The 16,576-nt window shown below is 51.2% G+C and carries 24 protein-coding genes; 12 read left to right on the forward strand and 12 right to left on the reverse strand.

The window, feature by feature from the left end:
* Positions 1-458 precede the first annotated feature (458 nt).
* From KTR06_RS20340 to KTR06_RS20390, 12 genes are all read left to right on the forward strand, one after another.
* Positions 459-1,538 carry a site-specific integrase gene (locus KTR06_RS20340; protein WP_217290761.1) on the forward strand — a complete coding sequence of 360 codons (1,080 nt, stop codon included), beginning with the start codon at positions 459-461 and terminating at the stop codon, positions 1,536-1,538.
* A 267-nt stretch (positions 1,539-1,805) separates the two neighbouring features.
* The gene (locus tag KTR06_RS20345; protein ID WP_004322003.1) at positions 1,806-2,339 is read left to right on the forward strand and encodes a hypothetical protein; all 534 of its coding nucleotides are present in this window, start codon (positions 1,806-1,808) and stop codon (positions 2,337-2,339) included.
* A gap of 225 nt (positions 2,340-2,564) precedes the next feature.
* Positions 2,565-2,783, forward strand: coding sequence for a hypothetical protein (locus KTR06_RS20350; RefSeq protein WP_004322004.1), 219 nt, complete (start codon positions 2,565-2,567; stop codon positions 2,781-2,783).
* A gap of 11 nt (positions 2,784-2,794) precedes the next feature.
* A complete protein-coding gene (locus tag KTR06_RS24565) occupies positions 2,795-3,016 on the forward strand; it encodes a hypothetical protein (RefSeq protein WP_004322005.1) in 222 nt (73 codons plus the stop codon).
* Positions 3,017-3,035: 19 nt separating this feature from the next.
* Positions 3,036-3,326 carry a hypothetical protein gene (locus tag KTR06_RS20355; RefSeq protein ID WP_004322006.1) on the forward strand — a complete coding sequence of 97 codons (291 nt, stop codon included), beginning with the start codon at positions 3,036-3,038 and terminating at the stop codon, positions 3,324-3,326.
* A gap of 9 nt (positions 3,327-3,335) precedes the next feature.
* The gene (locus tag KTR06_RS20360; RefSeq protein WP_004322007.1) at positions 3,336-3,929 is read left to right on the forward strand and encodes a hypothetical protein; all 594 of its coding nucleotides are present in this window, start codon (positions 3,336-3,338) and stop codon (positions 3,927-3,929) included.
* 17 nt (positions 3,930-3,946) lie between these two features.
* Positions 3,947-4,369 carry a PcfK-like family protein gene (locus KTR06_RS20365; protein WP_004322008.1) on the forward strand — a complete coding sequence of 141 codons (423 nt, stop codon included), beginning with the start codon at positions 3,947-3,949 and terminating at the stop codon, positions 4,367-4,369.
* 4 nt (positions 4,370-4,373) lie between these two features.
* Positions 4,374-5,708: a PcfJ domain-containing protein gene (locus KTR06_RS20370; RefSeq protein ID WP_004322009.1), complete on the forward strand. Its 1,335-nt coding sequence runs from the start codon at positions 4,374-4,376 to the stop codon at positions 5,706-5,708.
* Between the two features lie 27 nt (positions 5,709-5,735).
* On the forward strand, positions 5,736-5,993 hold the full coding sequence (locus tag KTR06_RS20375) for a hypothetical protein (RefSeq protein ID WP_004322010.1): 258 nt from the start codon (positions 5,736-5,738) through the stop codon (positions 5,991-5,993).
* 11 nt (positions 5,994-6,004) lie between these two features.
* Positions 6,005-6,223, forward strand: a complete 219-nt coding sequence (locus tag KTR06_RS20380) for a DUF3873 family protein (RefSeq protein WP_004322011.1) — start codon at positions 6,005-6,007, stop codon at positions 6,221-6,223.
* On the forward strand, positions 6,220-6,465 hold the full coding sequence (locus KTR06_RS20385; protein ID WP_004322012.1) for a hypothetical protein: 246 nt from the start codon (positions 6,220-6,222) through the stop codon (positions 6,463-6,465). The genes KTR06_RS20380 and KTR06_RS20385 overlap by 4 nt, the downstream gene beginning before the upstream one ends.
* 60 nt (positions 6,466-6,525) lie before the next feature.
* On the forward strand, positions 6,526-6,729 hold the full coding sequence (locus KTR06_RS20390; protein WP_008156960.1) for a hypothetical protein: 204 nt from the start codon (positions 6,526-6,528) through the stop codon (positions 6,727-6,729).
* A gap of 122 nt (positions 6,730-6,851) precedes the next feature.
* On the opposite strand, the gene KTR06_RS20395 is transcribed toward KTR06_RS20390, so the two are convergent.
* From KTR06_RS20395 to KTR06_RS20450, 12 genes are all read right to left on the reverse strand, one after another.
* Entirely contained in the window at positions 6,852-7,835 is a 984-nt protein-coding gene (locus tag KTR06_RS20395; protein WP_004322013.1) for a phage exclusion protein Lit family protein, read from the reverse strand.
* A 94-nt stretch (positions 7,836-7,929) separates the two neighbouring features.
* Positions 7,930-8,451: a glycoside hydrolase family protein gene (locus KTR06_RS20400; RefSeq protein WP_004322014.1), complete on the reverse strand. Its 522-nt coding sequence runs from the start codon at positions 8,449-8,451 to the stop codon at positions 7,930-7,932.
* Positions 8,448-8,957 carry a DUF3872 domain-containing protein gene (locus KTR06_RS20405; protein WP_004322015.1) on the reverse strand — a complete coding sequence of 170 codons (510 nt, stop codon included), beginning with the start codon at positions 8,955-8,957 and terminating at the stop codon, positions 8,448-8,450. Before KTR06_RS20405 ends, KTR06_RS20400 begins: the two co-directional genes overlap by 4 nt.
* Positions 8,958-8,962: 5 nt before the next feature.
* A complete protein-coding gene (locus KTR06_RS20410) occupies positions 8,963-9,856 on the reverse strand; it encodes a toprim domain-containing protein (RefSeq protein WP_007841022.1) in 894 nt (297 codons plus the stop codon).
* Between the two features lie 12 nt (positions 9,857-9,868).
* Positions 9,869-10,426 (reverse strand): conjugal transfer protein TraO, encoded by a 558-nt coding sequence (locus KTR06_RS20415; RefSeq protein ID WP_004322018.1) that lies wholly within the window; start codon positions 10,424-10,426, stop codon positions 9,869-9,871.
* Positions 10,423-11,421, reverse strand: coding sequence for a conjugative transposon protein TraN (gene traN / locus KTR06_RS20420; RefSeq protein WP_004322020.1), 999 nt, complete (start codon positions 11,419-11,421; stop codon positions 10,423-10,425). Before traN ends, KTR06_RS20415 begins: the two co-directional genes overlap by 4 nt.
* Before the next feature lie 79 nt (positions 11,422-11,500).
* Entirely contained in the window at positions 11,501-12,832 is a 1,332-nt protein-coding gene (gene traM / locus KTR06_RS20425; RefSeq protein ID WP_004322021.1) for a conjugative transposon protein TraM, read from the reverse strand.
* 19 nt (positions 12,833-12,851) lie between these two features.
* A complete protein-coding gene (locus tag KTR06_RS20430) occupies positions 12,852-13,940 on the reverse strand; it encodes a hypothetical protein (protein WP_004322022.1) in 1,089 nt (362 codons plus the stop codon).
* Positions 13,937-14,203 carry a TraL conjugative transposon family protein gene (locus tag KTR06_RS20435; RefSeq protein ID WP_008761198.1) on the reverse strand — a complete coding sequence of 89 codons (267 nt, stop codon included), beginning with the start codon at positions 14,201-14,203 and terminating at the stop codon, positions 13,937-13,939. The genes KTR06_RS20430 and KTR06_RS20435 overlap by 4 nt, the downstream gene beginning before the upstream one ends.
* On the reverse strand, positions 14,203-14,826 hold the full coding sequence (traK, locus tag KTR06_RS20440) for a conjugative transposon protein TraK (protein WP_004322024.1): 624 nt from the start codon (positions 14,824-14,826) through the stop codon (positions 14,203-14,205). The genes KTR06_RS20435 and traK overlap by 1 nt, the downstream gene beginning before the upstream one ends.
* An 81-nt stretch (positions 14,827-14,907) precedes the next feature.
* Positions 14,908-15,933, reverse strand: a complete 1,026-nt coding sequence (gene traJ / locus KTR06_RS20445; protein ID WP_007841019.1) for a conjugative transposon protein TraJ — start codon at positions 15,931-15,933, stop codon at positions 14,908-14,910.
* A gap of 3 nt (positions 15,934-15,936) precedes the next feature.
* A complete protein-coding gene (locus KTR06_RS20450) occupies positions 15,937-16,575 on the reverse strand; it encodes a DUF4141 domain-containing protein (protein ID WP_004322026.1) in 639 nt (212 codons plus the stop codon).
* Between the last annotated feature and the right edge of the window lies 1 nt (position 16,576).

Genomic DNA, 16,576 nt, shown 5'->3' on the forward strand with positions numbered 1-16,576 from the left:
TAGAATACATGCCTGTCACGCATGGGGTCACGGGTTCGAGTCCCGTACGCACCGCCTACGAAAAAAGACTGAAATAAGAAAGTCGAAGACAATATCCTCAAAGTCAGTAACTTTGGGGATATTTTTTTGTTATACCACGACAGATGAATACCCCGTTGGAAGTCGAAAATTGGACAAATCGAGTAACCAAATCGTAACCAAGAAAAAAAACGGGAATTTTGGTTACGACTTCGTAGATATGTCGTTGATTTGTCGTTGTTTACGTTCAATTTTATCGACACGCCGTAACCTAAAATCCTGAGCAGAAAAAGGAAACAACCGGCACGTTTACGATTCATTTCATGAGGATACACGACAATGACCCTCAAATGTCTGTTTCATAGCCGCCAAGTGTCCGCCTGTGGATTGCGTCAAGTGATTGTCAAACAGTATTTTTGCAACAAAAAACTTAAAAGCGCATGAAACGGAACACATTCAGCGTACTTTGTTACGCAAGGAAAAGGGAACAAGGAAAGGACAAGCAATATCCTATCATGGTTCGCATCACCATTGACAGCGAACAGGTACAGTTCAACTCACAGTTAATGGTGGATAAGAAGATGTGGAAGGACGGTGGCGTAGTCGGTCGTAGTGCGACGGCGGTGTATTTGCGCACGCAGATAGAGAAAATCAAGACCGACATTACCCGCATCTACGAAAAGGAAATCGAAAACAACCGCTACCCTTCACCGCTGAAGCTGAAGAACATCTATCTGGGCATTGAAACGAAAGCCAACACGTTGCTGACCGTGTTCAAGAAGATGAACGAGGAAAAGCGGAAGGAAGTGGGCACGTCGCTCTCACAGAACACCTACAAGAAATACGACCTGACATACCGCCGTATGGAAGAATACATTCAGTTCAGGTTCAGGAAAGAAAAGTATAAAGACATTCCATTGACGGAAATCAACGAGGAATTTATCAACGGCTTCCGCAACTTCCTGCGTGTGGACAAGAAGGTCGGCCACAACGCCACCTCGAAGATGATGCAACTGTTCAAGAAAGCCGTTACCCGCGCAAGGAACGCCGGTCTTATCCAGTTCAACCCATTCACGCAGCCCATCACCTTCGTTCAGGTGGACAAAGGCTTTCTGACAATGGACGAACTCCAGAGCATTATGGACAAGGAGATTGAAGTGGAACGCCTGCAACGGGTGCGCGACGTCTTTGTATTTTCCTGTTGGACGGGGTTGGCGTACATAGACGTATATCTGCTCAAAGACGAACATATCCAGAAGTATCTGGACGGCAACTATTGGATTATCTCCAAGCGCCATAAGACCGGTGTGCCCATCAACGTGCGCCTGTTGGACATTCCCCTGCGCATCCTGCAAAAGTACAAGGGTAAACAGCCCGACCACCGTGCCCTGCCCATGCCGAGCAATCAGAAGATGAACGCATATCTGAAGGAACTCGCTGATATTTGCGGAATTAGGAAGAACCTGACCTATCATCAAAGAAGACACAATAAAAATTGTATCTTTCAAGCTATGAGATAATTAACAGAGAAACAAAACAGACTTGTTAACGGTTTAGAAACCAGCGAACTTCTATAATCTGCCTCATTTTGCATCAAGCGAAAGAACGTCCTTACTTTTTGCAAAGGTACAAAACAGTCCCCGTCTTTGCAAAATTTCCCGCAATTTTATTTCGCCCGCAAATTTTATCCTCCATCATTTTTCCTGTTCTGAAAACGGCTTCCGGCTTGATGTGCGCAAGCCCATTTCAGAAGCAGCACAAGCAAAGAAAAGCCCACGACGACCACAATGTCACCAGTGACACTGCCATCGTCGCGGACACTTCTTTTATGTGCTTGTGCTGAACGGCCAAGACCGTCTTATTCGTTTTTCTTTTTTCGTTTCCGTTGTCAGCCGGAAATGCCGCCGGATGCAGGACACGGCAAGCGTGAATCTGCTCCTGCGACTATTCCCGGCTGTCATGTGTGGCCTGTCTTCCAACCGTCTTGCCCTGCCGTTGCCAATCGGAGCAATGGCAGGCAAGACCATTTTCAGACAGATGCCGCCGGAGGAACACCCGCGACCGCAAGCCATGCCCGCATGACAATGACGGTCACGGGACTTCCGTCACGGCGGCAGGAAAGCGAGGCTTTCCCTTGTCAGTTGCGCCGCCCTTTCGATTTTCCTGTGGCGCGTTGCGCCATTTCACATACTTCCCCCTTTTCCTTTCCGTCTCTCCAAGTGTATGCCAATGTCCCCATGCCGCCATTCCAGACGGCATCAGTGGTCATTTTCGTTGCAGGGGCAAAGGTAAAGACGGGATTAGGAACACAAATTTTTTAGCCACAATCTCCACACTTCGCAGGCTCAGGTAGTATTCTGTCGAAAAAATTTGCTGAACCTACTCCCCTGACCTTTGCTTTTTCCCCTGAAACGAAAACGACCGGTGCGCGGTCGGAAGACGTCACAAGGAGACATCGGACATACGGAGAGGCGAAAAGAAAAAGGACTCGACCCGACCTCCCCATCCGAGCAAGACAAGTAACAACAATCTAAAAATTGGAAGATATGAGAATGACATTGAACGACATCGGAAAGGCTATGCGGAGCGTATTGTCCGCAATGGTGAGAGCAGCATGGGGCATTACCCTTTGCGCAGGAGGTTTGGCGGTGGGCATCGCAGGGGAAATCCTGCTGGGTATGTTGAACTTCATGTTCGGCATCCTCACCGCCCTGCTTTCAGTAGTGGCAGCTATCGGAATTTTCATTTGGTTATTAACCCTTTAATTCATACGGATATGGCGAAAAGACACAGCAAGACAGTGGCACAACAATGCAGGTATTACGAGGTGGACAACATCTTCGAGTATATGGTAGAGGTGTGCATCAACGGTAACTTTTCCTCATTCAGGAGGTTGTACCACGAGTTGAACAAGGAGGCAAGAAAGGACTTCATCGCCTTTCTCATCTTGGAATGCCCGCCCCAATACCACATAGAGATTTTACAGAAAACCGTATAACCATCTTAAATTACAGACAATGGAAACTTTTGACTTTTATATGGATTGCAAGGTAACTTGCTGGGAACGTACCCGCTTCTCCATCAAAGCGAACAGCTATGAAGAAGCCAAATCCATCATTCTTTCATGGGAAGATAAAGACGTGAACAGCCATATCGGTATGGACGAGAACGTCATCTATTGCGACTACGAATTGAACCCCGAAACGGTGGAAGGACTGTCCCCTGCGGAAAACGACAACAACCCTACGATGGAAATCTACGGACGGGATGACGAGTTGTTTTATCACAATATGTTGGACGAACAATAGAGCAAAGTTATGAGAACGGAAACGAGGAAATACGAAGTTTACAAGGTGGACGAGCTTTCGGACAAGGCGAAAGAGAACGCCTATTGGAAGTGGTTGAAAGGCTTTGAATATGACGCATCCGACAACAGGGCAACGTTGAAAGCCTTTGAGGAGATTTTCAAGGTAAAGGTAAGCAGGTGGAATTATGATGCCTGTACCTATAATTTCCAATTCATCTCAAATTACAGCGGGGAAGAGGAAGAACTGTGCGGTGTGCGGTTGCTGAAATTCATCGTGAACAACTATTGGCACAACCTTTTCAAGCCCAAGACCTATTGGCACAAAAAGGACTTCCACAAACAGCGCAGAAGTCGGATATCCGTAACCAATGATTGTGTGCTGACGGGTTATTGTGCGGACATGGACATACTGAAACCCATATACGACTTTCTGAAAGTCCCCGACAAGCATACGAACTTGTATGACTTGATGAATGACTGCATCGACAGCTTTTTCCGCTTTTGCAGGGATGATGTGGAATATGCTAGCAACGAGGAAGCCTTTGAGCGTGATTGCGAAGCCAACGAATACGAGTTTTTATCCAACGGAGAATTTTTCAAATAACTAAAATACATACAGATATGAACGGAACAGACCATTTCAAGCGGACCATCCAAGCCTATTTGGACAGCCGTGCGGCGGAGGACAAGCTGTTTGCAGCAAGTTACAGCAAGCCGAACAAGAACATGGACGATTGCATCACCTATTTGTTGCATTGGGCGAAAAGCCAATGCAATGGAGGCAACGGCATAGGCGTTACCGCAGGGGAAGTCTTGTCGCAAGCGGTACACTATTTTGACGAGGACGACATCGACATCGGCAAACCAATCCCGTGCCAAGTCATGGTATGCGGAGTTGAACTGACGGACGAGGAAAAGGCGGAAGCAAGGCAGAGAGCCATCCGCCAATACCAAGACGAGGAACTGCGCAAGATGCAAAACCGGAACAAGGCTAAGGCGAACCAAAAGACAAACGCACAACAAGTTGAACTTTCATTATTCTGAACCTATGAAACCCAAGACACCCATACAGAAAGAAGTCATCCGTCTGAGCGCAACCCTGCCCGAACTGACAAACGCACAGAGAACCTACGCTTTCCACCATTGTTTCAAGCACTACGGCAGGCGGACTGCAAAAGGCGTCATTACCTGCACGGAGTGCGGACACGCATGGAAAAGCGGACACAGCCTTGCCGACACGCTTTGCGGATGCACCTGCCCGAACTGCGGCACGGCATTGGAAATCACGGACACCCGAAAGAGGGTGTTCGTGGACAACGAGTATTTCTCCATCATCACCACCTGCAAAGGCTACCAGGTAATACGTTTCTTTTTCGTCAGGAGCCGTCAGAAAGTCGGGCAAAAGGCGGAGTATTCCATCTTTGAGGTGGCACAGCGGTGGATTGCTCCTGACGGCAAGTCCGAGACAGTGGCAAGGTTGCGTGGCTTTTCACTTCTCTACTACGACTTGTGGAACGAGGACAGCCCGATGGAAATCCGCAGGAACAACCAGCATAAGGTGTATGACATTGACCCGATATGCACCTATCCACGCCGACGGATTATCCCCGAAATTAAGCGAAATGGCTTTGACGGCAACCTGCACGGCATACTGCCTTACGACTTCTTCAAGGCTATCCTTTCGGACAGCCGTGCGGAAACATTGCTGAAGTCGGGCAACATCGAACACTTGCGCTATTTCCTCTCCCGTCCGCAGGTACTTGACAGATGTTGGAACTCGTACAAGATAGCCATGCGGAATAAATATGCCATAACCGACATCTCATTGTGGTGCGACCTCGTATATCTCTTAGAGAGATTGGGAAAAGATTTGCGCAACCCCCGTTTCATATGCCCGCCCGATTTCAAGGCGGCTCACGACCTGTATATGGGGAAACGGCAAGTCCAATTGGAGCGTGAACGGCAGCAGCAACACAGGGAGTGGGAAGCCGAGCGGTTGGAGCGTGAGCGGAAGCGTCTGGAAGAAATGGCGAAAGAGAAAGACGAGTATATCCGAAAGAAAGCCGCATTCCTCAACCTTGTACTGACGGACGGTCTAATCATCGTCAAGGTGCTGCAAAGCGTGGACGAGTTCTACGAGGAGGGGAAAGCCATGCACCATTGCGTCTATGCCAACGCCTACTACAACAATGAGAACTCCCTGATACTTTCCGCACGGATAGACGAGCGACGCATCGAGACAGTGGAGGTGGACTTGCGGACATTAAAAGTGGTGCAGAGCCGTGGCGTATGCAACTCCAACACCGAATACCACGACCGCATCATCAAATTGGTGGAGGACAATGCCGAGCAGATACGGAAACGGATGAAAGAAGCAGCGTAATCGTTTAACAACTTAATACTTATTGATATGGAAGTGAGAATAGAAAACATGATTTTCGGGTGGCACGAGAAACTGCCTGAAATGTTCATCGAATTGTTGAACACGCTTGTACTGACAAAGGACGAGCAGGATGTAAGGGGGGTAATGGAGGTGTTCGCCCGAAAGAAACTTTTCAACGCCCTTTTCGCATTCGGGTATGGCGCACACCATCTGTGGGTGACACAGAAAAAGGCATCCGACCCCGACCAATGTTTGGAGAACAGATTACTGATTGTTGAATTTTAATTGATAAGGCTATGACAACAAGAATGACTATTAACGGAGTAAGCACCTGCACGGCAGGTGAGAAATACGAGAAATTCCAACTGAAAATCGGGCGCAAAGTCCGCACGATGTACCAATATGACTATCGGGACACCACAACGGGAGAACTGTTCTCCTGCGTGAAACCCACATTGGACGAGTGCAGGCGGTTGCGTGACGAATGGATTAAAGCGAAGGAGGGCAGACGATGAGCGCAGGATATGAAACGCTGATAGTGACGTTCAGCGACCCTATCAAGGTTTTGGACAATATGTTCGCCGATGCGGACGCATGGGGAACGGACAGCCTCAAAGGATGGGTGGAGGACTATGAAAGTACGAGGTTTACGCAGATAAACGGGCATACGGCAGTCATCACTTCCGAATACAACATGCCCTGCGTAAAGGAATGGCTCACACGCTGCACGGCTATCGCCGACATAAAGGAATTTTGAGTGCGTGGCGGTGGAAACACCGCCCACACTCCATTCGTAACAACTGAAAAAACAAGCGAAATGAAATACTATTTCATACTGACAGACGGCAGGGACGCATGGGTGCAGTTCGTTTACCTGCCCACGCAAGATGAAGCGTCCGGTTATATCCGAGATTTGCGGAGCGTGGGAATATCCGTACACGGGTATAACCTTTGGAACAAGGACACACGCCCCATTGCCGAGCGCACACTTGAGCGTGTGCTGCAAAGGATAAAGCGGTAAAATCGGGCGGCAGGCTTGCCGCCCGCTACTTTCTTTCATGAGCAGGTCGGCGGATAAGAAAGTAGCAAAGAAACCGTTGCCCCCATCTTCGATAAGATGGAAAAATCCAATGAAGTCATTAATTATATATCCCAGTCTGGTTTGATAATTGTAGGATAACGTTGTTGCCTGACAATCTTTAATTTTTCTATATAATATAAATATATCTCTTTGTATGAACCAAACCCCGGTTGCTGCATATCCTCTTTGATGGATAAGCCATCAAAAACAAGAAGCCATAATCTTAAAGCAACCCCTAAATAGCCCCAAAGAAGATCCATTTCGTGCAATTCCAGTTTAGTAACCAAATTTTCTATTCGAACATCCATATCTGGATGGGTTCCACCACCAGAAATAGAATCCTCTCCCATTAATAAAAGGGCTGCTAATGTAGTTGCAATTCCTGCCTTATAGGTTCTTCCCCATGCAGAGTTATATTCAGTTTGAATAAAGCTAATTGCCATATCATCTGCTGCAATTTCATCATTTATTGAACGAGAAAGCGTTTGCTGTATTTGTGTATGCCCCAAATAATTATGTGAAAACTCGTGAGCATATATAAATGCTATTGCAGCACAATAGACATCATTCGCATGGCTTATAATATTTTCAAATTGCTGCGGATTACAGATATTTGGAGTAACCCAATATGCATCTCTATTAAAGTTATGTAATAATTGCCGTCCTCTGAAAAAACAATCATTGCCATATTCTACATCTATCATATTGGGCTTATATCCATTTTTATTAATACCAACAGCATCCATCATAGGGATATGTATAACATTTTCAAAATATGCGATAAGATAGACACAAACAGACCATAAATACTGACAGAAATTTTCGTTGATATATATATGATTTAATTTATTATTATCTTTTTTAATTTCCGCAACATCACTAATAGCTTTCTCATCTCTTATGAAAGTAAATCGGCGAGAAAAATTATTGCTATTGCAATCATTTTTTACAGCATCTAATAACTCAAAAACTTTTTCAATATATTGAATAACATCATCAGATAACTGTTCTACAGGTAAATAATAGATTTCTTTCGGCTCTTTCATTTTTCGAAAATTTATTTGTAAAGATAATATGTTTATTTGTATTGGAAGCAAAAATTCCTTGCGAAATTATTTACCGCAAGGAATTTTAATCATATCACGGAATATATAGCAACGCAAATTCTGTTTTTCTTCGATTGAATAGCATGGCGTGCTGCTTTCCTTTGTACCGGCAGTAAGCGATATATTCACGGTAAATGTCTCGATTCCCGGCTTCCAGCTTGCGGATGAGTTTGCTTTTCGGGTGTCCGCCGTGACCAAGCAATACCCCTTGACCCACATTGAAACTTAATACGGTAAGAAGCAAGGCATCTTTACCAAATTTGCGGAACAGCTTGTAGCGCACCGCCAAATCCTTGCGGAGCAGGGCTTCGGCTTCCGCCTCCGTCATGTCATAGGAAAGGTTTTCGTTGGGCAACCTGCGATGCCCGTAGCCGTAGTAGGGGTAATCGGAACGGTCGTGCAGTCCCTCGTACTTTTTTATCAGTTCAACGGCGATGTCAGCCTTGGGATGATTGTTAAACGATGCCAGCAGTTCCGCCATGCTGTCCGTGTCTTGTGCCGGCAGGCTGCCACAGAGGGCAGCCGCCAGCAGCAGGAGCAACGCCTTGCGCATCATCGGCTGGCGTTCAAGGTGTCAGACACAGCGACGCCTCCCTCCGTTTCCGCGTCCGAGTCGTTGTTGAACTCCAATTCCCACTCGCAGGCATTGCCGAAATTGTCCTCCACCGTGATGGTCAGGCTTTGCGACTCGTCGCACTCCGAGGTGTAATATAGGCGGAATTTTTCGTTCTCCAGCAGGTAGCGGTCGTTGGGCTGCAACACCAAGCCGTTATCCAGCTTCAACGTGCCCTCCCCGTCGTATTGGAAATAGCGGATGGTATAGACCGCCCCGTCAAACTCGCCCTCGCGTACCAGTTCGCAACGGATTTCCGCCGTCTCGCCCTGCGCCAGTTCCTTCGGCACGGGCATGGCTTCCACCGTGAACGGATAGGCTTGCGTCACGTCCAAATCGTCATCGCAGGCGGTGAAGCATACAGAGAGCAGCCCCAGACAAAGGGTTGCCAATGATTTTACTATGTTTCTTTTCACTTTCCGTGTATTGTTTAATTTGTTCATGTTCATAACCGTTACATTTTAAGTTTGATGTTCTTGTTGTTCTTCTCGTTTTGTTTCAGACGGCTTTGCAGATACTCGTTCAAGTCCTTGCATCCGCCGTAGATGCCGGAGCAGTCCGACACCCTTTCGCCGTAACGTGTGCGCAGGGCTTCCAATGTCCGCCGCCCGGCTTCGTCGTTGTCAAGGTGGCACCGCACCGTTCCGTAGCCGTCCAGATGCCGGTACGCCCTCGCCACATTGGACACCGAGTTGAGGACAAGGTGGTCCTCCCCGCCGCCGATGCCTAATGCACGGGCGGAAAGGTAGTCCACGAAGCCCTCGTACACGTTGCAAACGGCAGAGCCTGACGGCAGCAGGGTGACGTCCTTTGGCGGCACACAGCCCTTGAAGAACGGGTTGCGTATCTCGTAGCCGCCACCGCAGTTGCCGAAAGCCACGGCGAAATACCGTTTCCCGTGCGTGGAGTAGCGCATCTCCTTGCAGTTCGCGATGGCTATGGCGGACGGTATGCCCCTTTCTTGCAGGTAATGGAGTAACGCCCGGCTCTGCAAGGGCAGCACTTCCACGTCCTCGAAGCTGTGTCCGGCTGGTTGCCGCACTTCGGGGGTGCGGCGTTGCTCATAGTCCTGCAACGGCATGTCCGCCACCTCCGCCACATACCTCGCCTGTGTGAGGAAGTCGCCGCTTTGGATGAACTCCCCCGCAAGGGCGAAGATGTTACCGCCCTTGCCCTCGCCAAAATCAAACCAGAGGTTCTTTTCCGGGTTTACCTTGAAGGAAGGCGTGTGTTCCTCCCGGTACGGCGACCTGTACCAGATGGCGTTGGCACGTCTTTGCACGGGATGATGCCCCAGCCGTGCAAGGAAGTCCTCCAGCGGATAGCGTTTCATCGCTTCTATATCCATATAGGCGCACATTCAGTTGATGATGAACTTCACGCCTATCCCGTATTCCGTGTGGCACACGCCCATGCTGCCGCCCCACAGGAAGCGTTCACGCAGCGAGGCCGTCAGCGCAATGAAGTCCACGAGGTACAGCTCCATTTCCAGCGTGGCGGCGCAGCCATAGACAAAGGCGTCCTTGTTGTTCAGCCTCGCCCCGTCGTACAGCGTCTTTCCGCCCCAGTTCACCGTCTCGTACCCGGCAAGGGCTGACGCGCCAGCGTAGAAGAACACCACCTTTTTCGCGTCCGAGAGGAAGTTGTAGTAGTAACCGCCCTCCGCCGTGAACTGTGCCGCAGGGATGGTCGTACTCCGGTATCCGTGGCTGGTTTTCAGGTATTCCAGCCCGTACACCCACTTGTTCCCACCTTTCGCGTAGCTCGAAAGCATGGCTCCCAGCACATAGCCGTCCGCCTCGTTCAGCCCGGCTCTCAACTCGATGCCCCGCATCTTCGGCAGGCACCGTTGGGCTTCCGCCCGTCCTGCCAGGAGGACGAACAGAAGCGTTACAATAAACAGTACCTTTCCTTTCATCGCACGCGCAGTTCGTTGATGGTTTCAGCCTGTACCAAGTCCTCGTTCTCCACGGTAAACGTCTGGTGGCGTCCGCCGTCCTTCTCGTTCATCTCCACCACGAGCTGCTTGCCGTCGGGGATGGTGAACTTCGGAAGGCAGAACACCGTGCGTTCGGACCGCTTCCCGGCTACACGGACGGCGTAGTTGTAGGCGCGGAGCGGGAACAGCACCTGTTCCTGCATGGCGGTACGCTTCGCCACCTTCTTGTCCACAATCTTGAACGTGATGTAGTCCACGTCAAACGGCACATTGCTTTGGTTCTTTATCTCCGTGTAGAAATACAGCAGGTCATTGTGGACATAAATCCCTTTCAGCAGGTACTGGATGCCGAAACGCTTGCAGCCGATGTGCTTCACCTTGCGCTTGTCCTCCTTGTGCAGCGACTTCATGATGAGGTGTACCAGCATCGGGCTTTCGCTGCCCAGTTCCTTCAGGTAGATTTCCTGCGCGTTGTTCGGTCGGTTCACCGTGCTGCCGTCGTGGATAAAGTCCTTCATTTCCACGTTCAGGATAAGCGGCTCATCGGCGTATTTCACATTAAATGTGTAAAATGACCCGTCCTCCGTGATGACGCTCATGTTCGTCTCGTTGCGGAAATTCTTGACCGTCGCCTTCACACGGATGACGTTCTCCGCACCGTCCGCCTTGCCCGCTATCAGGTTGGGCGAACCCAAGTCCACGTAGCGCACCGCCGCCGGAAACAGGATGTGGACGGTCTTGTCATACGTGACTTCCAAGCCGTGCGGCGGTATCATGCGGTCGAACATCAGCTTTTTCGTCAGACCGTGGTACAGGTCGCCGTCCTCCTCCGTCTGCGGATAGACGTCCTTCACCAGTTCCAGCCCGTCCTCCTTGGCGGTGGCAGTGCTGTCGTTCGTCACTCCCTGCGCGTAGCTCGCACAGGCGATGCCCATCAGCAGGGCAAACATTGTCATTACTTTCTTGATACTCATTTTACGTTGGATTTAGTGGTAAATAAAAATTAGTTTGTTGATTATTTTTTCTTTTTTTGCCTTTATGTTTTTGGACTGTTCATTCCTTTTCTTGGTAGAGCAATACCCTGTACCCTGACTTCAGATGTACCTTGACCGTGCGCATCCTTTTCGAGATGTACTGCGAGATGCCCTGTATCGCCCCTCGCCCCAAGTCGGAGGCGAGCTGCGCCCCCGCGTCGGTCGATATGTTGATGCTGCTTCCGAGCGAGCTGCCCATGTTCGCCCCGATTTCCTTTGCCGCGTCTATCTCCATCGAGCCGGGTATGAAGATGCCCGCCTGCCCGTCGCTGTCGTACACCTCCAGTTCTACCGGGATGATGTTTCCCCCGTGTTCCAGCGAGGTGATGCCGATGCCGAGCCTTTCGCCCTGCAACCGTGCCGCGCCCACAAGGAGCGTGTTCCGGGGGATGACGCGCCCCGACACGCGCATCGGCTCCAGCAGCCGGAGCTTCACCGTCTGCCCGTCCGTCAGCGTCTGGTCGCCCTGCACACAGGCGGCGATGGTGTTCTTCCCCGTCGTTTCCTCCGCACCGATGGCGGTGTGGAAGCCGTAGTTGCGTTCCCCCGAATAGTCCGCGATGAACGCCGAGTCTGTCATGGGCTGCGGCAGGGCGGACACCACCGTCCGCCTTACATCGCTTACGGGTTCTGCCTTCATGCTCTTTTCGCCTGTACTCACAGAACCTCCCGTTTCATCGGGCTGTGCGGCTTGTCCGGCATTGTTGTCATTCTGGTACTTCGCCGCCAGCTCATAGGACTTTTCCAACAGGGCGACCTGTTCCTCCATCGTGGAAGGCTTGCTATCCTGCGCCACCAGCATGGCTTCCAGTTCGTCGATGCGCTCCCGGAGTTCCTCCTTTTCCGTGTCCTCCTTCGGCGGCTCGTAGAACGTGCCCAGCGAGGTGTTCAGCCGTTGGTAGGCGGCAGCGGAAGTGCGGATGCCCGCCTGTCTTTCGTCCGCCGTTTCCCCGTCGGTCGTTTCCGTCCGTGTCAGGCGGTAATCGTCCGAAGTGTCGGCATCGTCCGTTGGCGTGTCACCGTCGCTGTCGTTCCAGAACGCGGAGAGGTCGCCCACCATGCCCCGGCGTTCCTTCCGCTTGTTTTCCAAATCCTGCTGCTCGTAGGCTTTCGCCTTGTCCCCGATGATTTTGGAGTCTTCGGGCATGGGCATGTCCGTGTTGAATCCCTGTCCCTGCCGTTCTTTCTCCTTGTCCTCGGAGGACGGCGCGAAGATGAGCCACATACACCCGGCGAACAGCAGCACCATCAGCGGATAGACCAGCATCTTCTGCCTTTGCTGACGCTGTTGTTCCGTCAGCGGCTTTTTCTCTTTTGTTCTTGATTCATTCTTCTGTTCTTTTGTTTCCATCATCAGTTCAATTAGCTTGTCAAAGTCTGATTTTTATACCTTTATTCTCTTTGCTTACCTGATTCTGTAAGCGAATGGGCATTTTATGCGTACCCAAAGAAGCCGGATGGAGCTTTGGTTTGTTTTTATCCGGAAACAACCTGTGTTCCAAGCGTTCCAATCCTATCCGGGACTGTTCTTTGATGATGCGGTTATGATGCCCTACCATATGCTTGGGATAAGTATCGTCTCCCATGTCACAACGGATAATGTAATCCATCAACGCATCGCTTATTTTTCCGAATGATTCCGCCAACCCATACTTGACCAACAGAGGTTTCGGAATTTTTGTCTGCCCGTCCCATCCCTTTTGAGAGAGTCCATGAAGCACCATCCGTTCCCGGTGCAGGGCTTTCCGATAGTCGTCCGGGAACTTGCCCTGCACTTTCTGCTCGTACAAATCGGAGGCACTGCGCATAATCCGTCCTTTTTCCTCCTGGATGGCCGCATCGATGGAGTCCGCCGACCAGTGATTGTCCGCACGCATTTCCTTGGCCCGTTCCCATTCGAGGTCCTCTATCTTTTGGTACATATCCATCAGACCATGCCTGATGGCGGTCAGGTCTCCCGGATATTCCCCATGCAGGGCAAGCCGCTTCAAGTAGTCGAGTTCCTCGTCCTTCATGCAATACCCTACCAGCTTATGGGCGGTAGCCACTTCTTCCGGATTGGGCAGAGGACATAGGGTATGGCTTTTACCCGTATGGGCACTACAAAGCAGCGTGTACATGGCATTCAGTTTTTGGGGAAGTGTTTCATTCCCCATTTTCAATCCGGACAACAACCAGACCTGCTGTTTGCCCCAATCGGTTTGTTGCAGTACATCCATAACCTTGTGCCAGCCGCTGCGTTCCGTCTGGTCCAGATTCCGGAAGAAACGGTAATCCCAGAGTATTTTTGCCTGCTCTTCCGTAATTGCCGGGCGATGCCCGTTCCTTACGATGGAATCGGCAATGGCATTGTAATCCAAGCGAAGCACCTGATGGCAGAACTTCAAGGTCGGTTTCCATCGGAATCCGGCATCCTGCAAGTTTTCCATCTTTTCCCATATCCAATCTGATAATTTCATTGTGGATTCAAATTTGAGTGATACACCTTATTATATATTTCTAACTTCTCGATGTGCCGTATCTCCAATGCCTCTTCCCCTTTGCCGAAGCCGATGATTGCGGCGGCAGTCATGTAGAGACAGAGCGAGGCGAACACGGCAAATGCCGCAAGGACTATCCTAAGCCGTGCTTTGGGCGGCAGGGCGTCCAGCCTATTGCGTAACCAACCTTTCAGCCCGGTGGTCCACTTTTCAATGAGATTTTTCATCTTTCCCATACGCATTATCTTTCAATCGTCCGGATGTCCTTGTTCTCCAATACCGTGAAGCCCTCGATGGTGAAGCCGTTTGGGTTGTCGTCCGAGCGGCTCGCGTTGAGCAGGCGGCAGGCGGTTACTAATGTCCGTTCCGTCACGTTGCTCTCGCGGATAATCATCTGACGGGCGTATGTCCGCGCCTCGTAGGGATAGCGGTCGAAATTGCACACCACGCTGTCCACCTGCAACACTTGGTTGATGTTCCCGGCGATGATGCGGTTGTAGAAGCCCTTTTCGGCGAAGTCGGCGTAATAGTTGTACGCGCTCTTGTCTGCCAAGAGCAGGGCGCGTTTCACGTTGTGCTCTATCGCGCTTTTCTCCGGCGAGAGGGTGAAAAACAGTTCGTGGAAGCGGCGCACGTGTTCCCTGGCTTCCGCCGGGCGGTTCTGCGACAGGTCCTGCGAGAGCGCGAGCATAAGACTCTTGCCTCCATCGAGGACGTATATCTTCTGCCGTTGCGCCTCGGCGAAGCGGAAGGCGCACACCACCGAGCAGACCACCACGAGGGCGCAGGCCGCCGTATAGACGATGCCGAACAGACGTATCTGCCGGAAACTCGTCTCGATGTTCTTGAGTGATTTGAATTCCATTTTCTTCTTTTCGTCTTTTAATTGTTCAATAATCCGTTTTTAAGGGTCGGGCAACTCACGGAAACGGATTGTCCGGAATGCCTATCTTCGGAACAGCTTTCCCGCCGTTCCCTTGATGAGCTTGCCCGCGCGGCCTGCCACGTTTCCTGCGGCGGCTCCCGCCACGCTGCCGCCCAAAGCCCCGGCGGTGTTGATGTTCTTGTTGTAGCTGCCTATGCCGCCACCTGCTTGGATGATCCAGCCTGCCACCGTCGGGATGGTGAAGTAGCCCACGATGCCGATGATGAGGAACACGATGTACACCCCGTTGCTCGCCTCCACCGAGAAGTTCGGGTCGGTCTGCATCGCTTGTATGTCGTTCTGCAACATCAGAATCTGTATCTTCGCCAGTATGGTGCTGAACAAATCCGACACGGGAAGCCACAGGTAAATCTGTATGTAGCGGCTGAACCACGCCGAGAGCGTCGAGTGGAAGCCGTCCCATACGGCAAAGGCGAAGGCTACCGGTCCCAGGATGCTCAGCACCACGAGGAAGAACGTCCTGAGCGTGTCGATGATGAGCGCGGCTGCGGCGAACATCAGTTCCAGCAGTTCCCGGAACCAGTCACGCACCGTCTTCTTGATGTTGTACGCCGCCCGGTCCATGTACATCCCCGTCATCGTCACCAAGTCCGAGGGCGACCAGCCCAGCTCGTCCAACTGGCGGTCAAATTCCTCATCACTGGCGAGGTAGGCGGTCTCCGGGTTGCGCATCATCGCCTCGTATTCCAGTTTGTCTTTCTGCTCCCGGTACTCGTTCATGTCGAAGGTCTGTTCTTCGAGGATGCCGTGTACGCCCTGCACGATGGGGCTTAACACGCTGTTCATCGTACCCAACACGATGGTCGGGAAGAACAGGATGCACAAACCGAGCGCAAACGGGCGGAGCAGCGGGTACACGTCTATCGCCTCGGCGCGGGCGAGCGACTGCCACACGCGCACCGCCACGTAGAACAACGCGCCCAGCCCGGCAAGCCCTTTCGCCACGCCCGTCATGTCCGCGCACAGCGGCATCATCTCGTCGTAGAGCGAAAGGAGTATCTGGTGAAGGTTGTCGAACTCTCCCATAACTTACCAGTATTTTTCGTTGGGGTTTCCGTAGAGTCCTATCACCCGGTCCATGTCGTTCTTCTTCCTTGCCCGGAGGTAGGACACCGATATGGTCTTGTTCGTGTAGTAGCGCACGAGGTTGCGGTAGTTCATCAGGCTGCGGTAGGCGTTGTCGATAATCGCCAGCCGTTCCGCGTCCGTGAGCGACATCCCCGTCACGTTCACCACGTTCTTCAGGTCTTGCAGCACGTCCGAACTCTCGTCTATCAGCATGGTGTAGCCCGACGATATGGCGGCAAGCTCTTCCGGCGTGTAGTTCTCATCAGAGAGCATCTTCTGGTAGTTATCCACATAGATTTCTGATATTTCCATCACCAACCCGATGCTTTTCGACACCTTCACGCCGCCCTTCACCACGTCATGTACGGATTTCAGCGCGTCGTAATACTTCTTTCCCTGCTCAAACACTTTCTTGGTTTCCAAGAAGCCGTTGAGCGTGTTGGCTTTCGTGCCCGCCGTTTCCACCATCTCCTTGGCGGAGTTGATGATGCTCTGCGCGAGGTTCGTCGGGTCGGACACCACCCATTGGGCGTTTGCCGTGCCTGCACCTGCAAGGCACAGGCAGGCTGCCACCAATGGCATTTTCAGTTTTTGTCTCATA

The sequence above is a fragment of the Bacteroides sp. MSK.20.12 genome (assembly GCF_019052435.1).
Taxonomy (GTDB): Bacteria; Bacteroidota; Bacteroidia; order Bacteroidales; family Bacteroidaceae; genus Bacteroides; species Bacteroides xylanisolvens.

Bases quoted from the DNA above. Each gene is read 5' to 3' on its own strand.
- KTR06_RS24565 (WP_004322005.1), top strand. From the start codon at position 2,795: ATGGCGAAAAGACACAGCAAGACAGTGGCACAACAATGCAGGTATTAC.
- KTR06_RS20395 (WP_004322013.1), bottom strand. From the start codon at position 7,835: ATGAAAGAGCCGAAAGAAATCTATTATTTACCTGTAGAACAGTTATCT.
- KTR06_RS20415 (WP_004322018.1), bottom strand. From the start codon at position 10,426: ATGAAAGGAAAGGTACTGTTTATTGTAACGCTTCTGTTCGTCCTCCTG.
- KTR06_RS20380 (WP_004322011.1), top strand. From the start codon at position 6,005: ATGACAACAAGAATGACTATTAACGGAGTAAGCACCTGCACGGCAGGT.
- KTR06_RS20390 (WP_008156960.1), top strand. From the start codon at position 6,526: ATGAAATACTATTTCATACTGACAGACGGCAGGGACGCATGGGTGCAG.
- KTR06_RS20435 (WP_008761198.1), bottom strand. From the start codon at position 14,203: ATGCGTATGGGAAAGATGAAAAATCTCATTGAAAAGTGGACCACCGGG.
- KTR06_RS20370 (WP_004322009.1), top strand. From the start codon at position 4,374: ATGAAACCCAAGACACCCATACAGAAAGAAGTCATCCGTCTGAGCGCA.
- KTR06_RS20350 (WP_004322004.1), top strand. From the start codon at position 2,565: ATGAGAATGACATTGAACGACATCGGAAAGGCTATGCGGAGCGTATTG.
- traJ (WP_007841019.1), bottom strand. From the start codon at position 15,933: ATGGGAGAGTTCGACAACCTTCACCAGATACTCCTTTCGCTCTACGAC.
- KTR06_RS20385 (WP_004322012.1), top strand. From the start codon at position 6,220: ATGAGCGCAGGATATGAAACGCTGATAGTGACGTTCAGCGACCCTATC.
- KTR06_RS20430 (WP_004322022.1), bottom strand. From the start codon at position 13,940: ATGAAATTATCAGATTGGATATGGGAAAAGATGGAAAACTTGCAGGAT.
- traK (WP_004322024.1), bottom strand. From the start codon at position 14,826: ATGGAATTCAAATCACTCAAGAACATCGAGACGAGTTTCCGGCAGATA.
- KTR06_RS20340 (WP_217290761.1), top strand. From the start codon at position 459: ATGAAACGGAACACATTCAGCGTACTTTGTTACGCAAGGAAAAGGGAA.
- KTR06_RS20375 (WP_004322010.1), top strand. From the start codon at position 5,736: ATGGAAGTGAGAATAGAAAACATGATTTTCGGGTGGCACGAGAAACTG.
- KTR06_RS20400 (WP_004322014.1), bottom strand. From the start codon at position 8,451: ATGATGCGCAAGGCGTTGCTCCTGCTGCTGGCGGCTGCCCTCTGTGGC.
- traM (WP_004322021.1), bottom strand. From the start codon at position 12,832: ATGGAAACAAAAGAACAGAAGAATGAATCAAGAACAAAAGAGAAAAAG.
- KTR06_RS20365 (WP_004322008.1), top strand. From the start codon at position 3,947: ATGAACGGAACAGACCATTTCAAGCGGACCATCCAAGCCTATTTGGAC.
- traN (WP_004322020.1), bottom strand. From the start codon at position 11,421: ATGAGTATCAAGAAAGTAATGACAATGTTTGCCCTGCTGATGGGCATC.
- KTR06_RS20355 (WP_004322006.1), top strand. From the start codon at position 3,036: ATGGAAACTTTTGACTTTTATATGGATTGCAAGGTAACTTGCTGGGAA.
- KTR06_RS20345 (WP_004322003.1), top strand. From the start codon at position 1,806: ATGTCACCAGTGACACTGCCATCGTCGCGGACACTTCTTTTATGTGCT.
- KTR06_RS20360 (WP_004322007.1), top strand. From the start codon at position 3,336: ATGAGAACGGAAACGAGGAAATACGAAGTTTACAAGGTGGACGAGCTT.
- KTR06_RS20450 (WP_004322026.1), bottom strand. From the start codon at position 16,575: ATGAGACAAAAACTGAAAATGCCATTGGTGGCAGCCTGCCTGTGCCTT.
- KTR06_RS20410 (WP_007841022.1), bottom strand. From the start codon at position 9,856: ATGGATATAGAAGCGATGAAACGCTATCCGCTGGAGGACTTCCTTGCA.
- KTR06_RS20405 (WP_004322015.1), bottom strand. From the start codon at position 8,957: ATGAACATGAACAAATTAAACAATACACGGAAAGTGAAAAGAAACATA.